We start from the raw sequence: 16,732 nt of genomic DNA, 5'->3' as shown, positions 1-16,732 counted from the left end.
TACTTCTAGTTTTGCCAAGCGCGCAATTGTCGATGACAAATTGACTCACTTGTATTTTGGGCAATAAAGCCCTGCCAAGATGAAGGTAGGATTTCGAGCACACGCAGCGCTGCCTCACGATTTTCAAACTCCGCGAAACAACAAGCTCCAGTACCAGTCATTTTGGTTGGTGCATATTTTAGCAACCACGCGAGGGTCTTTTCAACCTCGGGGTAAAGCTTTTTGACAAGAGTTTGACAGTCGTTGCCCGTATCCGAGAGTTTCCAGCCGCTTTTTAGCTTTGGTGTATTGCGTGGTAAGTCTGGGTGAGTAAAAACTAATGCGGTGCTGACATGAACGGGTGGGGCAACCACCAAATACCATTTTTGAGCGATGTCAATGGGCTCAAGTTGCTCACCAACACCGTGGGCTACGGCTGTTTTACCTTCAACAAAAACAGGCACATCGGCGCCTAGTTGGAGACCGAGTTTTGCAAGTTCTGGGATAGTAAGCTGACATTGCCACAGCATATTGAGTGCCAATAAAGTCGTGGCAGCATCGGATGAACCACCACCAACACCTCCACCCATAGGAAGCTGTTTATTTAAGTGGATGTCGACACCAGCCGCAATTTTTTTATAGGGCTCAAGAATTTTGGCGGCTTTATAAATGAGGTTATCTTCGAGTAGAATACCTGCGGTGTCACCACAAATGACGATTTCTTGCTGGTTACTGGTTAGCGTAAATGCTAATTCATCACCAAAATCCAAGAAAGTAAATAAAGTTTCTAGTTCATGGTAGCCGTCTTCTCGACGGCCATTGATATGCAAAAAAAGATTTAATTTTGCCGGAGCACTTAGCGTCAATGTCTTCATTTAAACTGCCATGAAGTGATTAATACTTTGACCTCAATATTGGTCGATGAGAGTTTCATACGGCTAGGTAGCCACATTCCATCTTGCATTTTATATTGTTGATAGGTGATTTGCCACACTCGGCCTGATGGGCTCTGCCACTGTGCATTGCTTATTCTGCCAAGGTCATCAAGTGTGCTGGCTGGTGCTTCGACTAAGCCTGTTAGCCATTGAGGGGCTTGATTGACCGGAAGAGAGAGGCCACTTAACCGCTTAACCAAGTCGCTACTGTCCATGCCTTTATGGACATTGTCTTCAAAGGTCAGCTCTGAGTGCGTGTCTAACTCTTCTAGTTCGAATATGCGGGTGCCAACAAAGCTGGTTAAAATCAGATTTTGTTTCTCTTCTTTTAAATACCAATTAAAGTTAGCTGATTGACGATTGTCTGGGGCAATAAATGCAAGTTTACCTCTCGCTTGCCAATTCTTTTGATGTTTTAGCTTAGATTGCCAGTCTTGTGCTACGTTTTGCTGAGGTAATTGTTGCGCACAACCGGTTAAAATTAATAAAAATATGAGTAAAATCAAATGAAGTTGTCTCAAAGGTCTTTCCTTACTTTCCATATTCGATTGATTTTTGGTAAAATTGCCAGCTTTAAAGCAGGGCTCGAGCAATACTGGCATCTATGACCATCATCGCACTTGGTATCAATCACAAAACCGCGTCTGTAGAATTACGTGAAAAAGTGGCGTTTTCTCCAGAACAGCTTACAGAAGCATTGCACCAACTCCAACATTCTTCGCAGTTTAAAGAATCTGTGATTGTGTCGACCTGCAATCGAACCGAGATCTATTGTAGCCTTGAGTCTGCTGATCCCCAAGCACTACTCGGTTGGTTGTCAGATTTTCATAACATAGAGCAACGAGACTTAACAGAAAATGTCTATGTGCATATGAATCAGGATGCGGTGAACCATTTAATGCGAGTTGCCTGCGGTCTTGATTCATTGGTTTTAGGTGAGCCACAAATTCTTGGCCAAATTAAACAAGCTTTTAGTACAGCCAAACAGCACCATGCAATTCAGCCAACATTTGAACGCTTATTCCAAAAAACTTTTTCGGTGGCGAAGCAAGTGCGTACCGAAACTGATATTGGTGCAAGTGCTGTCTCAGTGGCGTATGCCGCTGTTAATTTGGCAAAGCATATTTACGGTCAATTGGATAAAACTCAGGTGTTACTTATCGGTGCTGGTGAGACAATTGAGTTAGTCGCTAAGCACTTATCACAGCACAATCCAAAGTCAATCACCGTAGCAAACCGCACAATTGAGCGTGCACAAAACCTAGCAACAGAAGTTGGCGGTAGTGTTATTTCTCTGGCGCAGTTGCCTGATGCGCTGCCAAGCGCAGACATTGTTATCAGTTCTACTGCGAGCACCTTGCCAATAATAGGTAAGGGAGTAGTCGAACAAGCGCTTAAAAAGCGTCGTCATAAGCCAATGTTATTTATCGATATTGCGGTTCCTCGCGATATCGAAAGCCAAGTGTCAGAGTTGGATGCCGCTTATCTTTATTCAGTCGATGACCTTCAGGCAATAGTCAATGAAAACTTGGCCAGCCGTGAACAAGCGGCCATCGAAGCGCAGCAAATCATTGATACACGCACGCAAGAGTTTTCCGAGTGGCAACGTTCGCTGCATTCAGTGGATGTCATTAGGCAGTATCGACAAAGCGCGCAAGAAATTAAAAATGAGCTCGTGGACAAAGCACTAAATCAGCTACAATCGGGCAAAGAAGCAGATAAAATTATTATTGAATTAGCAAATAAGCTGAGTAATCGACTAACACACGCTCCAACACGCGCCATTCAAGAGGCTGCGAAAGAAGGCGATATAGATAAGTTAGCGCAACTCAAGCAAACATTAGGTATTGAGCAGGAATAACGAGTAAATGAAAGAGTCTGTATATCGTAAGTTAGAAACCTTAGTAGAGCGCTATGAAGAAGTTCAAGCGATGCTAAGCTCGCCTGAGGTGATTAGCGATCAGAACCGCTTTCGCGCCTTGTCAAAAGAGTTTTCAGAATTAGAAGACGTAGTTAAAGCGTTTACAGCCTATCAACAGGCTCAAGAAGACGTTGCAACTGCTGAAGAAATGCTAAAAGACTCGGATCCTGACATGCGTGAAATGGCACAGGAAGAGTATAAAGAAGCAAAAGCTGCCATTGCTGCGCTTGAAGATGACCTTCAAGTATTGATGCTACCAAAAGATCCAAAAGATGATAACAATGTATTCTTGGAAGTGCGCGCGGGAACGGGCGGTGATGAGGCGGCGATTTTTGCTGGTGATTTATTCCGTATGTATAGCCGTTATGCAGAAACGCAAAAGTGGCGCGTTGAAATCGTGAGCGCTAACGAAGGCGAACACGGTGGCTACAAAGAAGTGATCGCTAACATAAGCGGCGATGGAGTTTATGGCAAACTTAAGTTTGAGTCCGGCGCTCACCGTGTGCAACGAGTTCCTGAAACCGAATCTCAAGGCCGTGTTCATACCTCTGCGTGTACGGTTGCCGTGATGGCAGAGATCCCAGAGGCAGAAGCCATTGAAATTAATCCATCGGATCTAAAAGTGGATACTTTCCGTGCGTCAGGTGCCGGTGGTCAGCACGTCAACAAAACCGATTCTGCTATTCGTATCACTCACTTGCCGACAGGCGTTGTGGTTGAATGTCAGGACGAACGTTCACAACATAAAAATAGGGCGAAAGCACTGTCTGTACTAAGTGCGCGTTTACAGCAAGCTGAAGATGAAAAACGTGCGGCAGCAGAAGCTTCTGAACGTCGTAATCTAGTAGGTAGCGGTGACCGCTCTGAGCGCATTCGTACATACAACTTCCCGCAGGGCCGTATAACCGATCACCGTATCAACCTGACACTTTATCGCCTTAATGAAGTGATCTCTGGTGAGTTGGGTGCTGTTATCGACCCGCTGGTTATTGAATATCAGGCTGATCTGCTAGCAGCAATGAGCGAAAGCGATTAATGTCAACATTTAACATTGCCCAAGCCGTTACTTGGGCAACCTCTGAGCTGCTACCACATTCCGAGTCAGCAAAGCTCGATAGCGAAGTGTTATTGCTCCATGTTATCGATAAAAACCGCACTTATCTCTTTACTTGGCCCGAAGCGGAGCTTTCTGCAATAGAGCTGCAGCGATTCGAAGAATGTATCGCACGCCGTGTTTCGGGAGAGCCCGTGGCACACATTACAGGTCAAAGGGAGTTCTGGAGCCTGCCTTTAAAAGTCAACAACAGTACGCTTATCCCAAGGCCAGATACTGAAACTCTGGTCGAGCATGTTTTAACACTCAATATGCCAAATGACGCTCAGGTGCTAGACTTAGGCACAGGTACAGGTGCGATTGCTCTGGCGTTGGCGAGTGAATATCCCGCTTGGCAGATCACTGCGCTAGATGCTTCAGCAGACGCCGTGGCGCTTGCGAAGTCTAACCAAACTCAGTTGGGCTTCGATAACGTGTCGATTTTGCAAAGTGATTGGTTTAGCGCAATTGCAGAGCAAAAGTTTGATTTGATTGTGAGTAATCCACCCTATATTGATAGAGCCGATCATCACTTGTCAGAAGGTGATGTGAGATTTGAGCCGCTCAGCGCGCTGGTTGCGGATGACAATGGCTATGCTGATATTTTTCATATCATCAGGACGGCCAAGCTACACCTGAACTCGGGGGGATATTTGCTACTTGAACATGGCTTTGAGCAAGCAGATAAGATCCAACAGTTTTTTGCAGAAATGGCGTATATTAATATACTTACAATAAAAGATATGGCAGGGTGTGATAGAGTGACTTTGGCAGTGTTACCGTAAAGTTACGAACTCACACGAAAGTTAGGCGCTTCAATAGGATCCGCAATATGGATGATTTTTTGTTTTCAGACGAACCCGCTGACGTAGTTGAACCTGAAAAAGTAGGCACTTGGAAGGTCATTATTGTCGATGATGAGCCCGAAGTGCATGCAGTGACAAAATTGGCACTGAGTGACTTTGAGTTTCAAAAGAAGCGTCTGGAATTTATTAGCGCTTATTCCGGTGAAGAAGCAAAGAAAATCGTTGATGCCAATCCCGATGCTGCGGTGGTGTTGCTGGATGTGGTTATGGAAACCGACGATGCGGGTTTGCAGGTCGCAAAATACATTCGTGAAACTGCCAAAAATAACCATATCCGTATTATTTTGAGGACCGGCCAGCCAGGTCAAGCACCAGAGCGTCAAGTTATCGTTAACTATGATATCAATGACTATAAGTCGAAAACAGAACTCACCGCGCAAAAACTCTTTACTGTGGTGATGTCGAGTTTGCGTTCATATCGTGACATTCTTGCTATAGACCAATCAAGACAAGGGCTTGAGAAAATCATTAAAGCCTCTCGTGATATTTTCGCAACTCACTCCATTGAGAGCTTTATTGAGGGCGTGCTACAGCAACTTACTTCGCTGATAGGCACGGTCGACCAAGCTATGTATGCCACATCACTTGCAGCGGGTAAAGAAGCTGGTCAAACGAACGATCAACTGGTTGTATTTGCAGGGCGTGGAGAGTTTGAAAGTAGCGAGGGTAAGCCAATTTCGGAAGTGCTCAGCAGCGATCAAATGGATGCTTGCTTAAAAGCACTACAAGATAAAGACATTGTATACAAAGATAATTATCTATTTGCGTATTGCTCCAGTGACTACAATCACGCCTCAATGCTGTTTGTGTCTGGGATCCCTGAGTTCTTGACTGAAACCCAGCGTCATTTAATTGATATTTTTGCCCAGAATATGCAGCTTGCGTACGAAAATGTACAGCTACAAGCCGAAATTGAAGATACTCAGCAAGAGTTGGTGATCCGTTTAAGTGAAGCACTTGAACTTCATTCAACCAATACTGGCAATCATGTGAAGCGGGTGGCATATCTTTGTCATACGCTTGCCAAAGAAATGGGGCTTTCTGATAAAGAGGCTGAGCTGGTGAAAATGGCTTCACCACTGCACGATGTGGGTAAAGTTGGTATTCCCGACACGATTTTAAATAAGCCTAGCAAGCTGGATGATGAAGAATGGAAAGTCATGCAAACTCATACAGACAAAGGCTTTGACTTATTAAAAGACTCTCGTCGCGAGATTGTCAGTGCGGGCGCGTTAATCGCTCGAGACCACCATGAGAAATGGGATGGTAGCGGTTATCCGAAAGGCAAAAAAGGCGATGAAATACACCTTTATGGTCGTATAGTGGCACTAGCCGATGTGTATGACGCCTTACGCCATAAACGTTGCTACAAAGAGGCATGGAGCCAAGAAGATGCGCAAAAAGAGATTACTGCGCAAAAGGGAAAACACTTTGACCCTAAACTCGTAGATGTATTCAACCGTTGTATTAATGAGTTAGAATTGATCCTACAACGTTTCCCTGATTAGAGAATGATATGGATTACATGGCGTTAAAACATACGCACTTATTATTTGTGGTATTGAGTATTGTACTATTTTACACTCGCGCGTTTTCGCGTTTGGGCTCTGGTAAGTTAGCAACAAATAAAGGTGTGTTTATTACCAGCCACAGTGTAGACACTTTATTGCTAGTTACGGCTGTTATTTTGGCGGTAACGGCGGGGCTGAATCCTGCACAACAACCTTGGCTGCTACAAAAAATCGTTTTAGTGTTTGGTTATATTGCGCTGGGTTTTGTAATTGCAAAAGCAAGTGTTAAAAAGACCAAATACTTGGCGCTAGGCGCTGCAACATTAGTACTAATGGCCATCGCGCATCTCGCCGTAAGCAAACAAGGCTTCTTTGCTTAAGCATTTCAATTGGCGCTTGGCTTATCACCGAGCGCTTCTATATCTCCATAATAAGTAAACATTTTTACTATTTCAGTGAACGATAGATTGGTATTACTAAATTTCCCCCCTTGGGAATATGACAAAAAGTGGTAAACTAGTCGTTCTAAATGAAAGCAATTCAAGAGAAACCGAATTTTATGAAGAATGATATCTGGTTAGATGAGAATGACTTATCTCTCGATGACAATTCAGATGCATTTTCCTATCCGCCATTGATCCGCTGTATCAAGGCTGAGCAAAGTTGGGATGCACAAGCTGATACCAATGAAACTTTGTGTCAGTTAGCAGAGCTTGAATTTGCCGTGGATGAAATTCGCCATAAGCATGCAAGCAAACATAAATGTTTAGATGAAATCTTGGACGCTTTTTATACCCTGTGGCTATTCAGTGGTAGCAGTCAAAAGGTACCAGAATACAAGCTAAACAGTGTTTGCTACGCTCTTTCTATGCGCAGTGGTACTAATACTGCATTGGGTCTTATTTTAGTGCACCTGCTTGAACGAGCGAAGTTAGAGGCAAGCCTTGCTCTAAGTCAAGGGGAGATTATCGTGCATGTCGCATTTAGCGAAGAAGAGGGTTATGTCATTGAGCCAAGCTCAGGTCATCAGAGCTGGTACATAATTCCAGAAAACGAAAACAACCAAGACAAAGAGCAAGAAAAAGACCAAGAGCCGATGGAGCTTATTTTTAACGAAGAGTCGTTGAAGCTTTATTTGTCTCAGCAAAAGTGGGCGTTTATTGCGGCAGAAAAGTTTGGTCATGCGTTAAGTTGCGTCGAGCAATTGATGGATATCTTAGGCGATGATCCTTATGAGCGTCGTGATAGAGGCTATCTACTCAACCAGTTAAATTGTCCGAAGATGGCAAAAGACGACTTACAGTTTTTCGTTGATGAATGTCCGGACGACCCAACCATTGAAGTGATCCAGCATCAGATCAAAGAGTTGGCTGATCATAATAATATTTTGCATTAAACATAGTTATATAAAAAATAATAACAGCGAGGATTTATGGAGCAAAGCGCTGCGCTCGTTACCAATAACGCGGTAATTATGGGCCTTTTGGCCGTTATACTGGGATTTGTTTTTTACACATCAAGTCAAAAAAGCGGAGTTTGGGCTAAGTTTTACAAGTACGTGCCAGCGCTGTTGATGTGTTATTTCTTACCATCTCTATTAAATACCTTTGGTATCGTTGATGGCAACAATAATGATGTTTACACGGTAGCAAAATATTATCTATTACCCGCTTGTTTGGTGTTATTGACACTAAGTATTGACCTAAAATCGATAGCGGCTTTGGGTAAAAAGGCAATTATCATGTTCCTGACAGGAACGGTGGGTGTGGTGATTGGTGGCCCAATTGCGCTTTTACTTACTGCTACCTTTATGCCTGAGCTACTTGGTGTAACTGGCCCAGAAGCCGTATGGCGTGGCATGGCCGCGCTTGCAGGAAGCTGGATTGGTGGTGGTGCCAATATGGTCGCGATGAAAGAGATTTACGGCGCAGGCGGAGAAATCTTCACCATCATGGTAACGGTTGATATTGTTGTCGCAAACTTGTGGATGGCGTGTTTGCTCTACATGGCGGCGCGCAATAAAGAAATCGATGCGCGAACAGGGGCGGATACATCTTCAATCAACCGCCTAATTGACAAAGTACAAGCATTTGAAGCCGAGCACGCAAGAAAACCCGAACTCAAAGACTTGATGATCCTAGTTGGTTTTGCTTTTGGTGCAACGGGTTTTGCGCATTTTGCTGCAGACTTACTGGTGCCATTTTTTAGTAGCAATTACCCAGAGCTGAAGAAGTTTTCTCTTCATAGCAAACTGTTTTGGATTATTGTCCTCGTTACGACCATAGGTCTGGCACTTTCATTTACCAAAGCACGTCAATATGAAGCGGTTGGCGCGTCAAAAATTGGCTCGAGCTTTTTATATATTTTAGTAGCAACCATTGGTCTACACATGGATATCACCAAAATTGTTGAGGCGCCTAAATACGTCGTTATTGGTGTTATTTGGATGGCCGTGCATGTTGGTTTGTTATTTATTGTTGCTAAATTAATTAAAGCACCCGTGTTTTATGTTGCCGTTGGCAGTAAAGCAAATATTGGTGGTGCGGCATCTGCGCCGGTGGTGGCCTCGGCGTTCCACCCAGCGCTTGCTCCGGTCGGTGTGTTACTGGCGGTGCTTGGTTATGCCCTTGGTACTTATATGGCTTGGTTATGCGGACAATTGCTTCGTGTGATAGGCAGCTAAAGGATAAAAAATGAATACAGATATTATTAACGTTGCGGGACGAGAAGTTGCAAACGATAAACCGTTCGTGCTGTTCGGTGGAATGAATGTGCTTGAGTCTCGTGACTTGGCAATGCAAATCGCAGAGCATTACGTTGAAGTGACGAGTAAACTTGGGATCCCATACGTATTTAAAGCGTCATTTGATAAAGCCAATCGCTCGTCAATCAATTCTTACCGTGGCCCCGGTATGGAAGAAGGCTTAAAGATTTTTGAAGAAATCAAAAAGACCTTTAATGTACCGGTGATCACCGATGTACATGAGCCATTCCAAGCAAAGCCCGTTGCGGAAGTTGCTGATGTGATCCAGTTACCTGCGTTCCTTGCCCGTCAAACTGACTTAGTTGTCGCTATGGCAGAAACTGGTGCGGTGATTAACGTGAAAAAACCACAGTTTTTAGCGCCACATGAAATGCGCCATATCATTAAGAAGATCAATGAAGCGGGTAATGACAAAGTTATCCTCTGTGAGCGCGGCAGTAGCTTTGGCTATAATAACCTGATCGTGGATATGTTGGGCATGGATGACATGAAGCGTATGGCTCCTGTTATTTTTGATGCGACACATGCGCTACAGCGTCCGGGTGGTCGTAGCGACTCTGCTGATGGCCGCCGTGCTCAGGCTGCTGAGCTTGCTCGTAGCGGTATGGCACTTGGGTTAGCTGGACTCTTTATTGAAGCGCATCCGAATCCAAATGAAGCTAAGTGTGATGGTCCTTGTGCATTGCCATTGGTTAAACTTGAAGGCTATCTACAACAGATGAAAGCGGTAGATGAGCTAGTTAAGAGTTTTGCACCACTGGACACCAGCGCAGCTGATTTATAATCTATACCCAAGCGATCTCATAATTAGATGTTGTTTGGGGATTTTACTTGCCCGCGGTTAGCGGGTTTTTTATAGGCATGAATGAATGTCACGACGAGTTCCACCATTAAATGCATTAAAAGCCTTTGAGGCGGCGGCACGACACCTGAGCTTTACCAAAGCAGCAGAGGAGTTATACGTCACTCAAGCTGCGGTTAGTCATCAAATTAAAATCTTAGAAGAACATCTAGGTTTAAAGCTGTTTTTGCGCAAAAATCGCTCCTTACTATTAACTGAGGAGGGGCAGGGCTATTACCTCGATATTAAAGATATTTTTTCACAATTAATCGATGCGACTGAAAAGCTCCTAGCGCGAGGCGCAAAAGGGTCGTTAACGGTGAGTTTGACGCCTAGTTTTGCAATTCAATGGTTGGTACCAAGGCTGAGTAACTTTAACGAGTTGCACCCTGAAATCGACGTACGGATCAAAGCCCAAGATCACGACGACAACTCGTTAACGGACGACGTTGATGTCGCGATTTACTACGGTCGTGGTAACTGGAATGGGGTGCAAACCCATAAGCTACATACCGAGTACTTCGTACCATTGTGTAGCCCGTTTTTGTTAACTGGCCCCAAACCGCTTAATCAGCCAAGCGATTTGGCCCAGCATACTTTGCTTCATGACACCACGCGTCGTGCTTGGAAAGCATGGATGAAAACCGCTGGGGTCAGAAATGTGGCAGTAAATACCGGGCCTATCTTCAGTCACTCTTCTATGGTGTTACAGGCAGCAATTCACGGCCAAGGCGTGGCGCTGGGCAATAGCGTACTGGCAAGACCGGATATAGATGCAGGGCGACTGGTTATTCCATTTAGTCACCACCTCGAAAGTAAAAATGCCTATTACTTGGTATTTAGAGAGTCACAGTCAGAGCTGGGTAAAATAGTTTCATTCAAAGAATGGATGCTTGATATGGTAGAACACGAACAAGAGTTAAATAGTTTATGAGCGCAGTAAATATCGAATGGCACTATACTGAAAACCCAGTTGCGCAGTTTATTTTTGCCCATGGTGCAGGTGCAGGAAGCGATAGTGATTTTATGCAAGAAATGGCTAAATTGCTTGTTTCTAAGGGCGTTCAAGTTGGGCTCTTTGATTTTGAATATATGCAGCAAGCCAAACAAGAAGGGAAAAAACGCCCACCTGAGCGTGCTCCTAAGCTACTCGCGTATTTTCAACAAGTACTGGCAGCAGTAGAACCAAGTCTACCGCTCTTTATTGGTGGTAAATCAATGGGCGGGCGTATGGCATCTATGCTGGCCTGTGAAACCACTGTAAAGGTGGAAGGAGTACTTGCGTTTGGCTATCCATTCCATCCGCCTGGTAAGCCGGAAAAGCTCAGAGTGGATCATTTTCCTGAGTTGAAATGCCCGCTGCTCATTTTACAAGGCGAACGCGATACCTTTGGCAATCGCACAGAGGTTGATGCCATGTGCTTTCCCGAGCAAGTTATGGTGAAGTGGCTCAAAGATGGTGACCATTCACTCAAACCACGTAAGGTGAGTGGTGTAAGCGAGTCAGAGAGCCGCGCGAATGCCGCCGCGATAGCGGCGAATTTTATTAAGGAGCGCTGTCATGGCTAAGCTCTACTTGATTATTGGCAGCGTGTTTTGTTTATTGTCTGTGGCACTCGGCGCGTTTGCCGCTCACGGTCTCAAAGGACGTTTGAGCGACTATGCCATTGGTATTTTTAATACGGCTGCACAGTACCAAATGACTCACGGCCTTGCCATTATTGCCACCGCGTTTTTAATCAAATGGGGCCTCAAGGTACAAGTTGCTGGTGGTTTCTTTATTGCTGGTGTATTGCTATTTAGTGGTAGTTTGTACTTACTTGCCTTAACAGGTATGAAATGGCTAGGGCCAATCACCCCAATCGGTGGTACCTGTTTTTTAATTGCTTGGATTTTATTAATAGTTCAAGTTGCTAAATCTTCCTTTTAATCTAGAGAATCTAATGTCGAGTATCGTTATCTATTGTCGCGGTGGTTTTGAAAGTGACGCCGCAGCCGAAATTAATCATTATGCTGCAAAGCATGGAATTGCTGGCTACGTAAAAGCTAAGCCGAATACTGCTTTTGTAACATTTGAGTGCTTTTCGCCAAATGATGCTGAGACCTTAGCGAAGAAAATCGACTTTAAGAAACTGGTGTTTGCAAGGCAGTGGTTTGTTGGCACTTTACATACCCACATGCCGATTGAAGACAGAGTGAGCGTGATAAAAGCGGCTGTGGAAGGTTTTCCTTTGTGTGGTGAGCTGCGCGTTGAAACGCCAGATACTAATGAAGGAAAAGAACTTTCTAAATTCTGTAAAAAGTTTTCAACGCCTTTGTCTAAGGCGCTCGAGAAGCAACACAAGCTGACTCGTGAGGTAAAACCTGCCAAGCCTGTATTACATGTATTGTTTCTTGCCAATAATACCGCTTATGTTGGTTATTCGTTTAGTGATAACAATTCGCCATTTTTTATGGGGATCCCGCGTCTGAGAATGCCGTCGGACGCACCAAGTCGCTCGACGCTAAAATTAGACGAGGCATTCCATGTCTTTGTACCTAAAGACCAGCAAGAGACACGTGTTCGCGCAGGAATGCGAGCCGTTGATTTAGGTGCTTGCCCTGGTGGTTGGACATACCAACTCGTACGCCGTGGCATGTTTGTCGCCTCAATCGATAATGGCCCGATGAATGATAACCTGATGGAAACGGGACAAGTGAAGCACTATCGTGAAGATGGATTCAAATATCGCCCAGAAAAACGCAATATTGATTGGCTGGTGTGTGATATGGTCGAAAAGCCAACGCGTGTTGCTGATTTAATGGTGGACTGGGTGGTGAATGCGTTTGCTCGAGAGCTGATCTTTAACTTAAAGCTACCGATGAAAAAACGCTTCGACAGTGTGTATGAATGTCTTACGCTTATCCATGAAGAGCTGCAAAAGTACAATGTAGATTATGAGATCCAAGCAAAGCACCTATATCATGACCGTGAGGAAGTCACGGTACATATTAATGTGCTTAAAGTACCGCAAAATTTGTACAGCTGATTTGTAGGAGCGATTTCACATCGCGATCTTTTTCATCAAGCCCGCCGCGTAAAGCGGCTCCCACACGGTGGTTAGCTTAGTTGTAGGAGCGATCTCACATCGTGATATTTTTCATAAAGCTCGCCGCGTAAAACGGCTCCTAAACAGGTGTTTACTTAGTTGTAGGAGCGATTTCACATCGCGATATTTTTCATCAAGCTCGCCGCATAAAGCGGCTCCCACACGGTGGTTAGCTTAGTTGTAGGAGCGATTTCACATCGCGATATTTTTTATCAAGCTCGCCGTATGCAGCAGCTCTCACATAGATGTTAGCTTATTTATGGGAGCGATTTTATATCGCGATCTTTTTGTTTTAATCAATCTGTCTTAATAACTCGTTACACGGTTGATTTCTGTAAGCGATGTCACCCCTGCGGCGGCTTTTTTCAGGCCAGACTTACGTAGGTTATCAAAACCTAACTGCTCCGCTTTTTCGGCAATCTCAAGAGAATTACCCCCTTCCATGATCAGATGCGAAAGCTCCGGCGTGATTTTTACCACTTCATAAATACCCACACGGCCTTTGTAACCATCGGTGCAGTGTTCACAGCCTTTAGGCGCGAAAAGGGTAATCTCTTTAATTTGCTCGGCAGTAAAGCCTTGCCCTAACAAGGCTTCTTCCGGCAGCGTTTCGGGTGTTTTACACTTAGGGCAAAGGCGTCTTGCGAGACGCTGGGCGATAATCAGACTTACCGAGCTTGCTACGTTGTACGCTGGCACGCCCATGTTTAATAGACGAGTAAGCGTTTCAGGGGCAGAGTTGGTGTGCAGCGTACTCAATACTAAGTGACCGGTTTGGGCAGCTTTTATTGAGATCTCAGCGGTTTCAAGGTCACGGATCTCACCAACCATCACCACATCCGGATCCTGACGCAAGAATGCTCTCAAGGCATTGGCGAAAGTCATATCCGCTTTGGTATTGATTTGTACTTGGTTAATACCCTCAAGGTTTATTTCTACAGGGTCTTCCGCGGTGCTGATATTGCGCTCTGGCTGATTAAGAATATTCAGGCCAGTGTAAAGTGACACGGTTTTACCAGAACCCGTTGGACCGGTTACCAAAATCATGCCTTGAGGCTGCTCTAGTGCGTCGAGGTAAAGTTGTTTTTGCTCAGGCTCATAACCTAGCACGTCAATGCCGAGCATAGCACTGGACGAATCTAGAATACGCATTACGATCTTCTCGCCCCACATGGTAGGCAGTGTACTCACACGGAAATCGATACTTTTGCGTTCGGAAATTTTTAGTTTAATGCGACCATCTTGTGGTTTACGTTTTTCCGCTATGTCTAAGTGCGCCATCACTTTAATACGGGCGGCGAGGCGCGTCGCGAGTGTGTTTGGTGGGCTTGCCATTTCATGCAATAGGCCGTCGATACGAAAGCGCACGCGGTATTTTTTTTCGTAAGGCTCAAAGTGCAGATCCGACGCACCTTTTTTTATCGCATCCATTAAAATTTTATTGATATAAACGATGATTGGCGCATCGTCTTTATCTTCGTTGGTGGTTTGCTGTTTAGGCTCGTCATCGACTTCTAAATCGGCAAATTCTTTAAACTCCTCTTCAGAAATCGAGAGGCCGCCCGTTGCATCAAACAGCTGATCAATCTTTGCTTCGAGTTTTTTGTAGTCGGCTACCAGTACTTCACACTGTAATCCAGTACTAAACTCAAAATTTTCAAATGCGCCAAAATCAGTCGGATCGGAAGCCGCTACGTAGAGTTTTCTACCTTTTTGTACCAGTGGTAAAATATGGTGCTTACGGATCAGCTTTTCTTTGACTAGCGCCGGCGGAATTTCACTAACGTTAAAGTGATCAAGATTAAAAAATGGCACCTTGAATAAGTCTAGGCATTCTTCAGCTAGCTCTTTGGAGCTCATTCCTGAACTTAAGCAAATCAACTCGGCAGTGGTGTTTGCTTCTGACTGGCGAGACTTTATTTGCTCAGCAGTGACTCGCCCTAGGGTAATAAATTTACGCAGTAGCGGGGAATGATGTTCCATAGTACCTCTTTGCCTTCACATTGAATGCATATTCAATATTTATCATTAAGTTGGAAAAATGCCAAGTTTTCACAATGAGTGTAGATTAAGTTTTACAGCCAAGTCTAGCCTAATTATTTAGACTTATTTTCACTTGTGCTAGTTTAAGAAATTCGTTGTGTAACCTATCTACCTGTTGCAGGCTTTCAAGTAGTGGCCGGTCGTTGTCTAGTATGTAATCCGCCTTTGCTTGTTTTTCTGAGCGCGGTAACTGCGACTCGATAATACGGCTTACTTGCGCGGCATCTACCGAATCTCGGCTGGTTGTTCTCGCGATTTGCGTATCAACAGCGACATCGACAAGTAAAGTGGCATCGCAATAGCGCTCTAAGCCATTTTCGAACAGCAAAGGCGCCGCTAAAACCACGTAATCGCTTTGTGCTGAGTTTAACTGCGCGAGTATTTCGTTACGGATTAACGGGTGAAGTAGGTCATTAAGCCACTGTTTTTTAGCTGCATCAGCAAAAATAATGGCTCTTAACTTGGCCCTGTCTAAATTGCCGTCAGGCTGTAAAATGGCACTGCCAAACTCATCAGCAATCGCTTGCAGCCCAGCGCTGCCTAGCGCGACTACTTCTCGTGCAACGATATCTGCGTCAACAACCACTACCCCTTTTTGCTGTAAGTGATTAGTGATCGCCGTTTTACCCGCTCCAATACCGCCAGTTACTCCTAAAATCCAATTCTTCGTTTTTAGCATTGTCTTACTTTACGTTATTAGGTTTACGTACCACAGCTGCAGCTGCTTGCCATACATTAAGGTGATCCAGCCTGCAATGGCTAAGTAAGGACCAAACGGAATAGGTGTGGCTTTATCTCGGCCTTGAACACTTAATTGGATGCTACCAATAATTGCGCCGACCAGGCTTGAAAGTAGCACTATAGTTAGAATTGCTTCCCAGCCCATCAATGCACCAAATATAGCTAACAGTTTAAAGTCGCCATAGCCCATGCCTTCTTTACCTGTGAGTAATTTAAACAGCCAATACACGCTCCATAAACTCAAATAACCAACGGCCGCACCGATAATGGCATCATTGGGCTTGATGCCAACGCCAAAACAACTGGCAACCAGTACTAACCATAAAGTTGGTAGTGTTAACTGATCGGGCAGCAACATTTCGTCGATATCAATGACGGTAAGTGCAACTAATACCCAAGTAATCAAAATGTACAGAGTGGCTTCTAAAGTGGCACCAAAATGCCACGCAACCCATGTGGAGAGTAGGGCGGTTGTTAGCTCTATCAAAGGATAGCGTACCGAGATTGACGCGTTGCAGTGGTTACATTTGCCTTTTAATAACAGCCAGCTGATCAGGGGAATGTTTTGCCACGCTTTAATTGGTGTTTTGCAGCTTGGGCAATGAGAGTTTGGTTTTACTAGATTAAACACTGGAGCTTCAGCGGTTTGTTTTGGTAGCTCATTAGCGAGCAATACGCGACATTCTGACTGCCAGCTCTGCTTCATCATTTTAGGTAAGCGAAGAATAACCACATTGAGAAAGCTTCCGATGCAAAGACTAACGAGTCCGACTGTAAGTAACCAATACCATAACTGGGTTTGCATCAAGTTGATAATATCTTGCATAGGTTGTGCGCTTGCTTATATTTTTTGTTTAAATTTTCGAGGCATGCTCGGTATCGGTTTTTTGGATGTAGCAGTGTACCATAGGAAATAATCTTGAGCTCGAAAGCTTACGGAGTGTTTTCC

Annotated in this window: 17 protein-coding genes; 12 read left to right on the top strand and 5 right to left on the bottom strand. The window is 44.5% G+C overall.

Translation table 11 applies throughout. The annotated features are described in order from the left end of the window. Positions 1-5 precede the first annotated feature (5 nt). Together ispE and lolB are read right to left on the bottom strand one after the other, a co-directional pair. Positions 6-854, bottom strand: a complete 849-nt coding sequence (gene ispE / locus CWC29_RS12310; RefSeq protein ID WP_138524933.1) for a 4-(cytidine 5'-diphospho)-2-C-methyl-D-erythritol kinase — start codon at positions 852-854, stop codon at positions 6-8. After that, complete coding sequence (gene lolB, locus CWC29_RS12305) at positions 851-1,435, bottom strand: lipoprotein insertase outer membrane protein LolB (protein ID WP_161568673.1); 585 nt, start codon at positions 1,433-1,435, stop codon at positions 851-853. The genes ispE and lolB overlap by 4 nt, the downstream gene beginning before the upstream one ends. A gap of 83 nt (positions 1,436-1,518) precedes the next feature. Between lolB and hemA the strand changes: the two genes are divergently transcribed. The 12 genes from hemA (at position 1,519) to rlmM (ending at position 12,939) form a co-directional block, all read left to right on the top strand. Continuing rightward, positions 1,519-2,775: a glutamyl-tRNA reductase gene (gene hemA, locus CWC29_RS12300; RefSeq protein ID WP_128725969.1), complete on the top strand. Its 1,257-nt coding sequence runs from the start codon at positions 1,519-1,521 to the stop codon at positions 2,773-2,775. 7 nt (positions 2,776-2,782) lie between these two features. Next, positions 2,783-3,871 carry a peptide chain release factor 1 gene (prfA, locus tag CWC29_RS12295; RefSeq protein ID WP_128725968.1) on the top strand — a complete coding sequence of 363 codons (1,089 nt, stop codon included), beginning with the start codon at positions 2,783-2,785 and terminating at the stop codon, positions 3,869-3,871. Next, entirely contained in the window at positions 3,871-4,713 is an 843-nt protein-coding gene (gene prmC, locus CWC29_RS12290) for a peptide chain release factor N(5)-glutamine methyltransferase (RefSeq protein WP_128725967.1), read from the top strand. The genes prfA and prmC overlap by 1 nt, the downstream gene beginning before the upstream one ends. A gap of 47 nt (positions 4,714-4,760) precedes the next feature. After that, entirely contained in the window at positions 4,761-6,302 is a 1,542-nt protein-coding gene (locus tag CWC29_RS12285; RefSeq protein WP_128725966.1) for a response regulator, read from the top strand. 8 nt (positions 6,303-6,310) lie between these two features. Beyond that, a complete protein-coding gene (locus CWC29_RS12280) occupies positions 6,311-6,685 on the top strand; it encodes a SirB2 family protein (protein WP_029215915.1) in 375 nt (124 codons plus the stop codon). Positions 6,686-6,834: 149 nt separating this feature from the next. Next, positions 6,835-7,701, top strand: a complete 867-nt coding sequence (locus CWC29_RS12275; RefSeq protein ID WP_128725965.1) for a tetratricopeptide repeat protein — start codon at positions 6,835-6,837, stop codon at positions 7,699-7,701. 36 nt (positions 7,702-7,737) lie between these two features. Then, positions 7,738-8,988, top strand: coding sequence for a DUF819 family protein (locus CWC29_RS12270; protein WP_102056259.1), 1,251 nt, complete (start codon positions 7,738-7,740; stop codon positions 8,986-8,988). A gap of 10 nt (positions 8,989-8,998) precedes the next feature. Next, positions 8,999-9,853: a 3-deoxy-8-phosphooctulonate synthase gene (kdsA, locus tag CWC29_RS12265; RefSeq protein ID WP_138524931.1), complete on the top strand. Its 855-nt coding sequence runs from the start codon at positions 8,999-9,001 to the stop codon at positions 9,851-9,853. Positions 9,854-9,938: 85 nt separating this feature from the next. Continuing rightward, positions 9,939-10,844 carry a transcriptional regulator GcvA gene (locus tag CWC29_RS12260; protein ID WP_128725963.1) on the top strand — a complete coding sequence of 302 codons (906 nt, stop codon included), beginning with the start codon at positions 9,939-9,941 and terminating at the stop codon, positions 10,842-10,844. After that, the gene (locus CWC29_RS12255; protein ID WP_138524929.1) at positions 10,841-11,479 is read left to right on the top strand and encodes an alpha/beta family hydrolase; all 639 of its coding nucleotides are present in this window, start codon (positions 10,841-10,843) and stop codon (positions 11,477-11,479) included. The genes CWC29_RS12260 and CWC29_RS12255 overlap by 4 nt, the downstream gene beginning before the upstream one ends. Further along, positions 11,472-11,840, top strand: coding sequence for a DUF423 domain-containing protein (locus CWC29_RS12250; RefSeq protein WP_138524927.1), 369 nt, complete (start codon positions 11,472-11,474; stop codon positions 11,838-11,840). The genes CWC29_RS12255 and CWC29_RS12250 overlap by 8 nt, the downstream gene beginning before the upstream one ends. A gap of 13 nt (positions 11,841-11,853) precedes the next feature. After that, positions 11,854-12,939: a 23S rRNA (cytidine(2498)-2'-O)-methyltransferase RlmM gene (gene rlmM / locus CWC29_RS12245; RefSeq protein WP_138524925.1), complete on the top strand. Its 1,086-nt coding sequence runs from the start codon at positions 11,854-11,856 to the stop codon at positions 12,937-12,939. Positions 12,940-13,305: 366 nt separating this feature from the next. Here the strand turns inward: rlmM and pilB are convergent, their stop codons facing one another. The 3 genes from pilB to CWC29_RS12230 all read right to left on the bottom strand — a co-directional run bounded on the left by pilB (position 13,306) and on the right by CWC29_RS12230 (position 16,609). After that, the gene (gene pilB / locus CWC29_RS12240; protein ID WP_128725960.1) at positions 13,306-14,982 is read right to left on the bottom strand and encodes a type IV-A pilus assembly ATPase PilB; all 1,677 of its coding nucleotides are present in this window, start codon (positions 14,980-14,982) and stop codon (positions 13,306-13,308) included. Between the two features lie 109 nt (positions 14,983-15,091). After that, complete coding sequence (gene coaE / locus CWC29_RS12235) at positions 15,092-15,721, bottom strand: dephospho-CoA kinase (RefSeq protein ID WP_138521927.1); 630 nt, start codon at positions 15,719-15,721, stop codon at positions 15,092-15,094. Positions 15,722-15,730: 9 nt separating this feature from the next. Then, on the bottom strand, positions 15,731-16,609 hold the full coding sequence (locus tag CWC29_RS12230; RefSeq protein WP_138521925.1) for a prepilin peptidase: 879 nt from the start codon (positions 16,607-16,609) through the stop codon (positions 15,731-15,733). Positions 16,610-16,732: the final 123 nt, after the last annotated feature.

Source organism: Pseudoalteromonas galatheae (assembly GCF_005886105.2).
Lineage (GTDB): Bacteria > Pseudomonadota > Gammaproteobacteria > Enterobacterales > Alteromonadaceae > Pseudoalteromonas > Pseudoalteromonas galatheae.
Note: the sequence above shows the minus strand (reverse complement) of the source record. Positions and strands in the feature narration are given on the sequence as shown.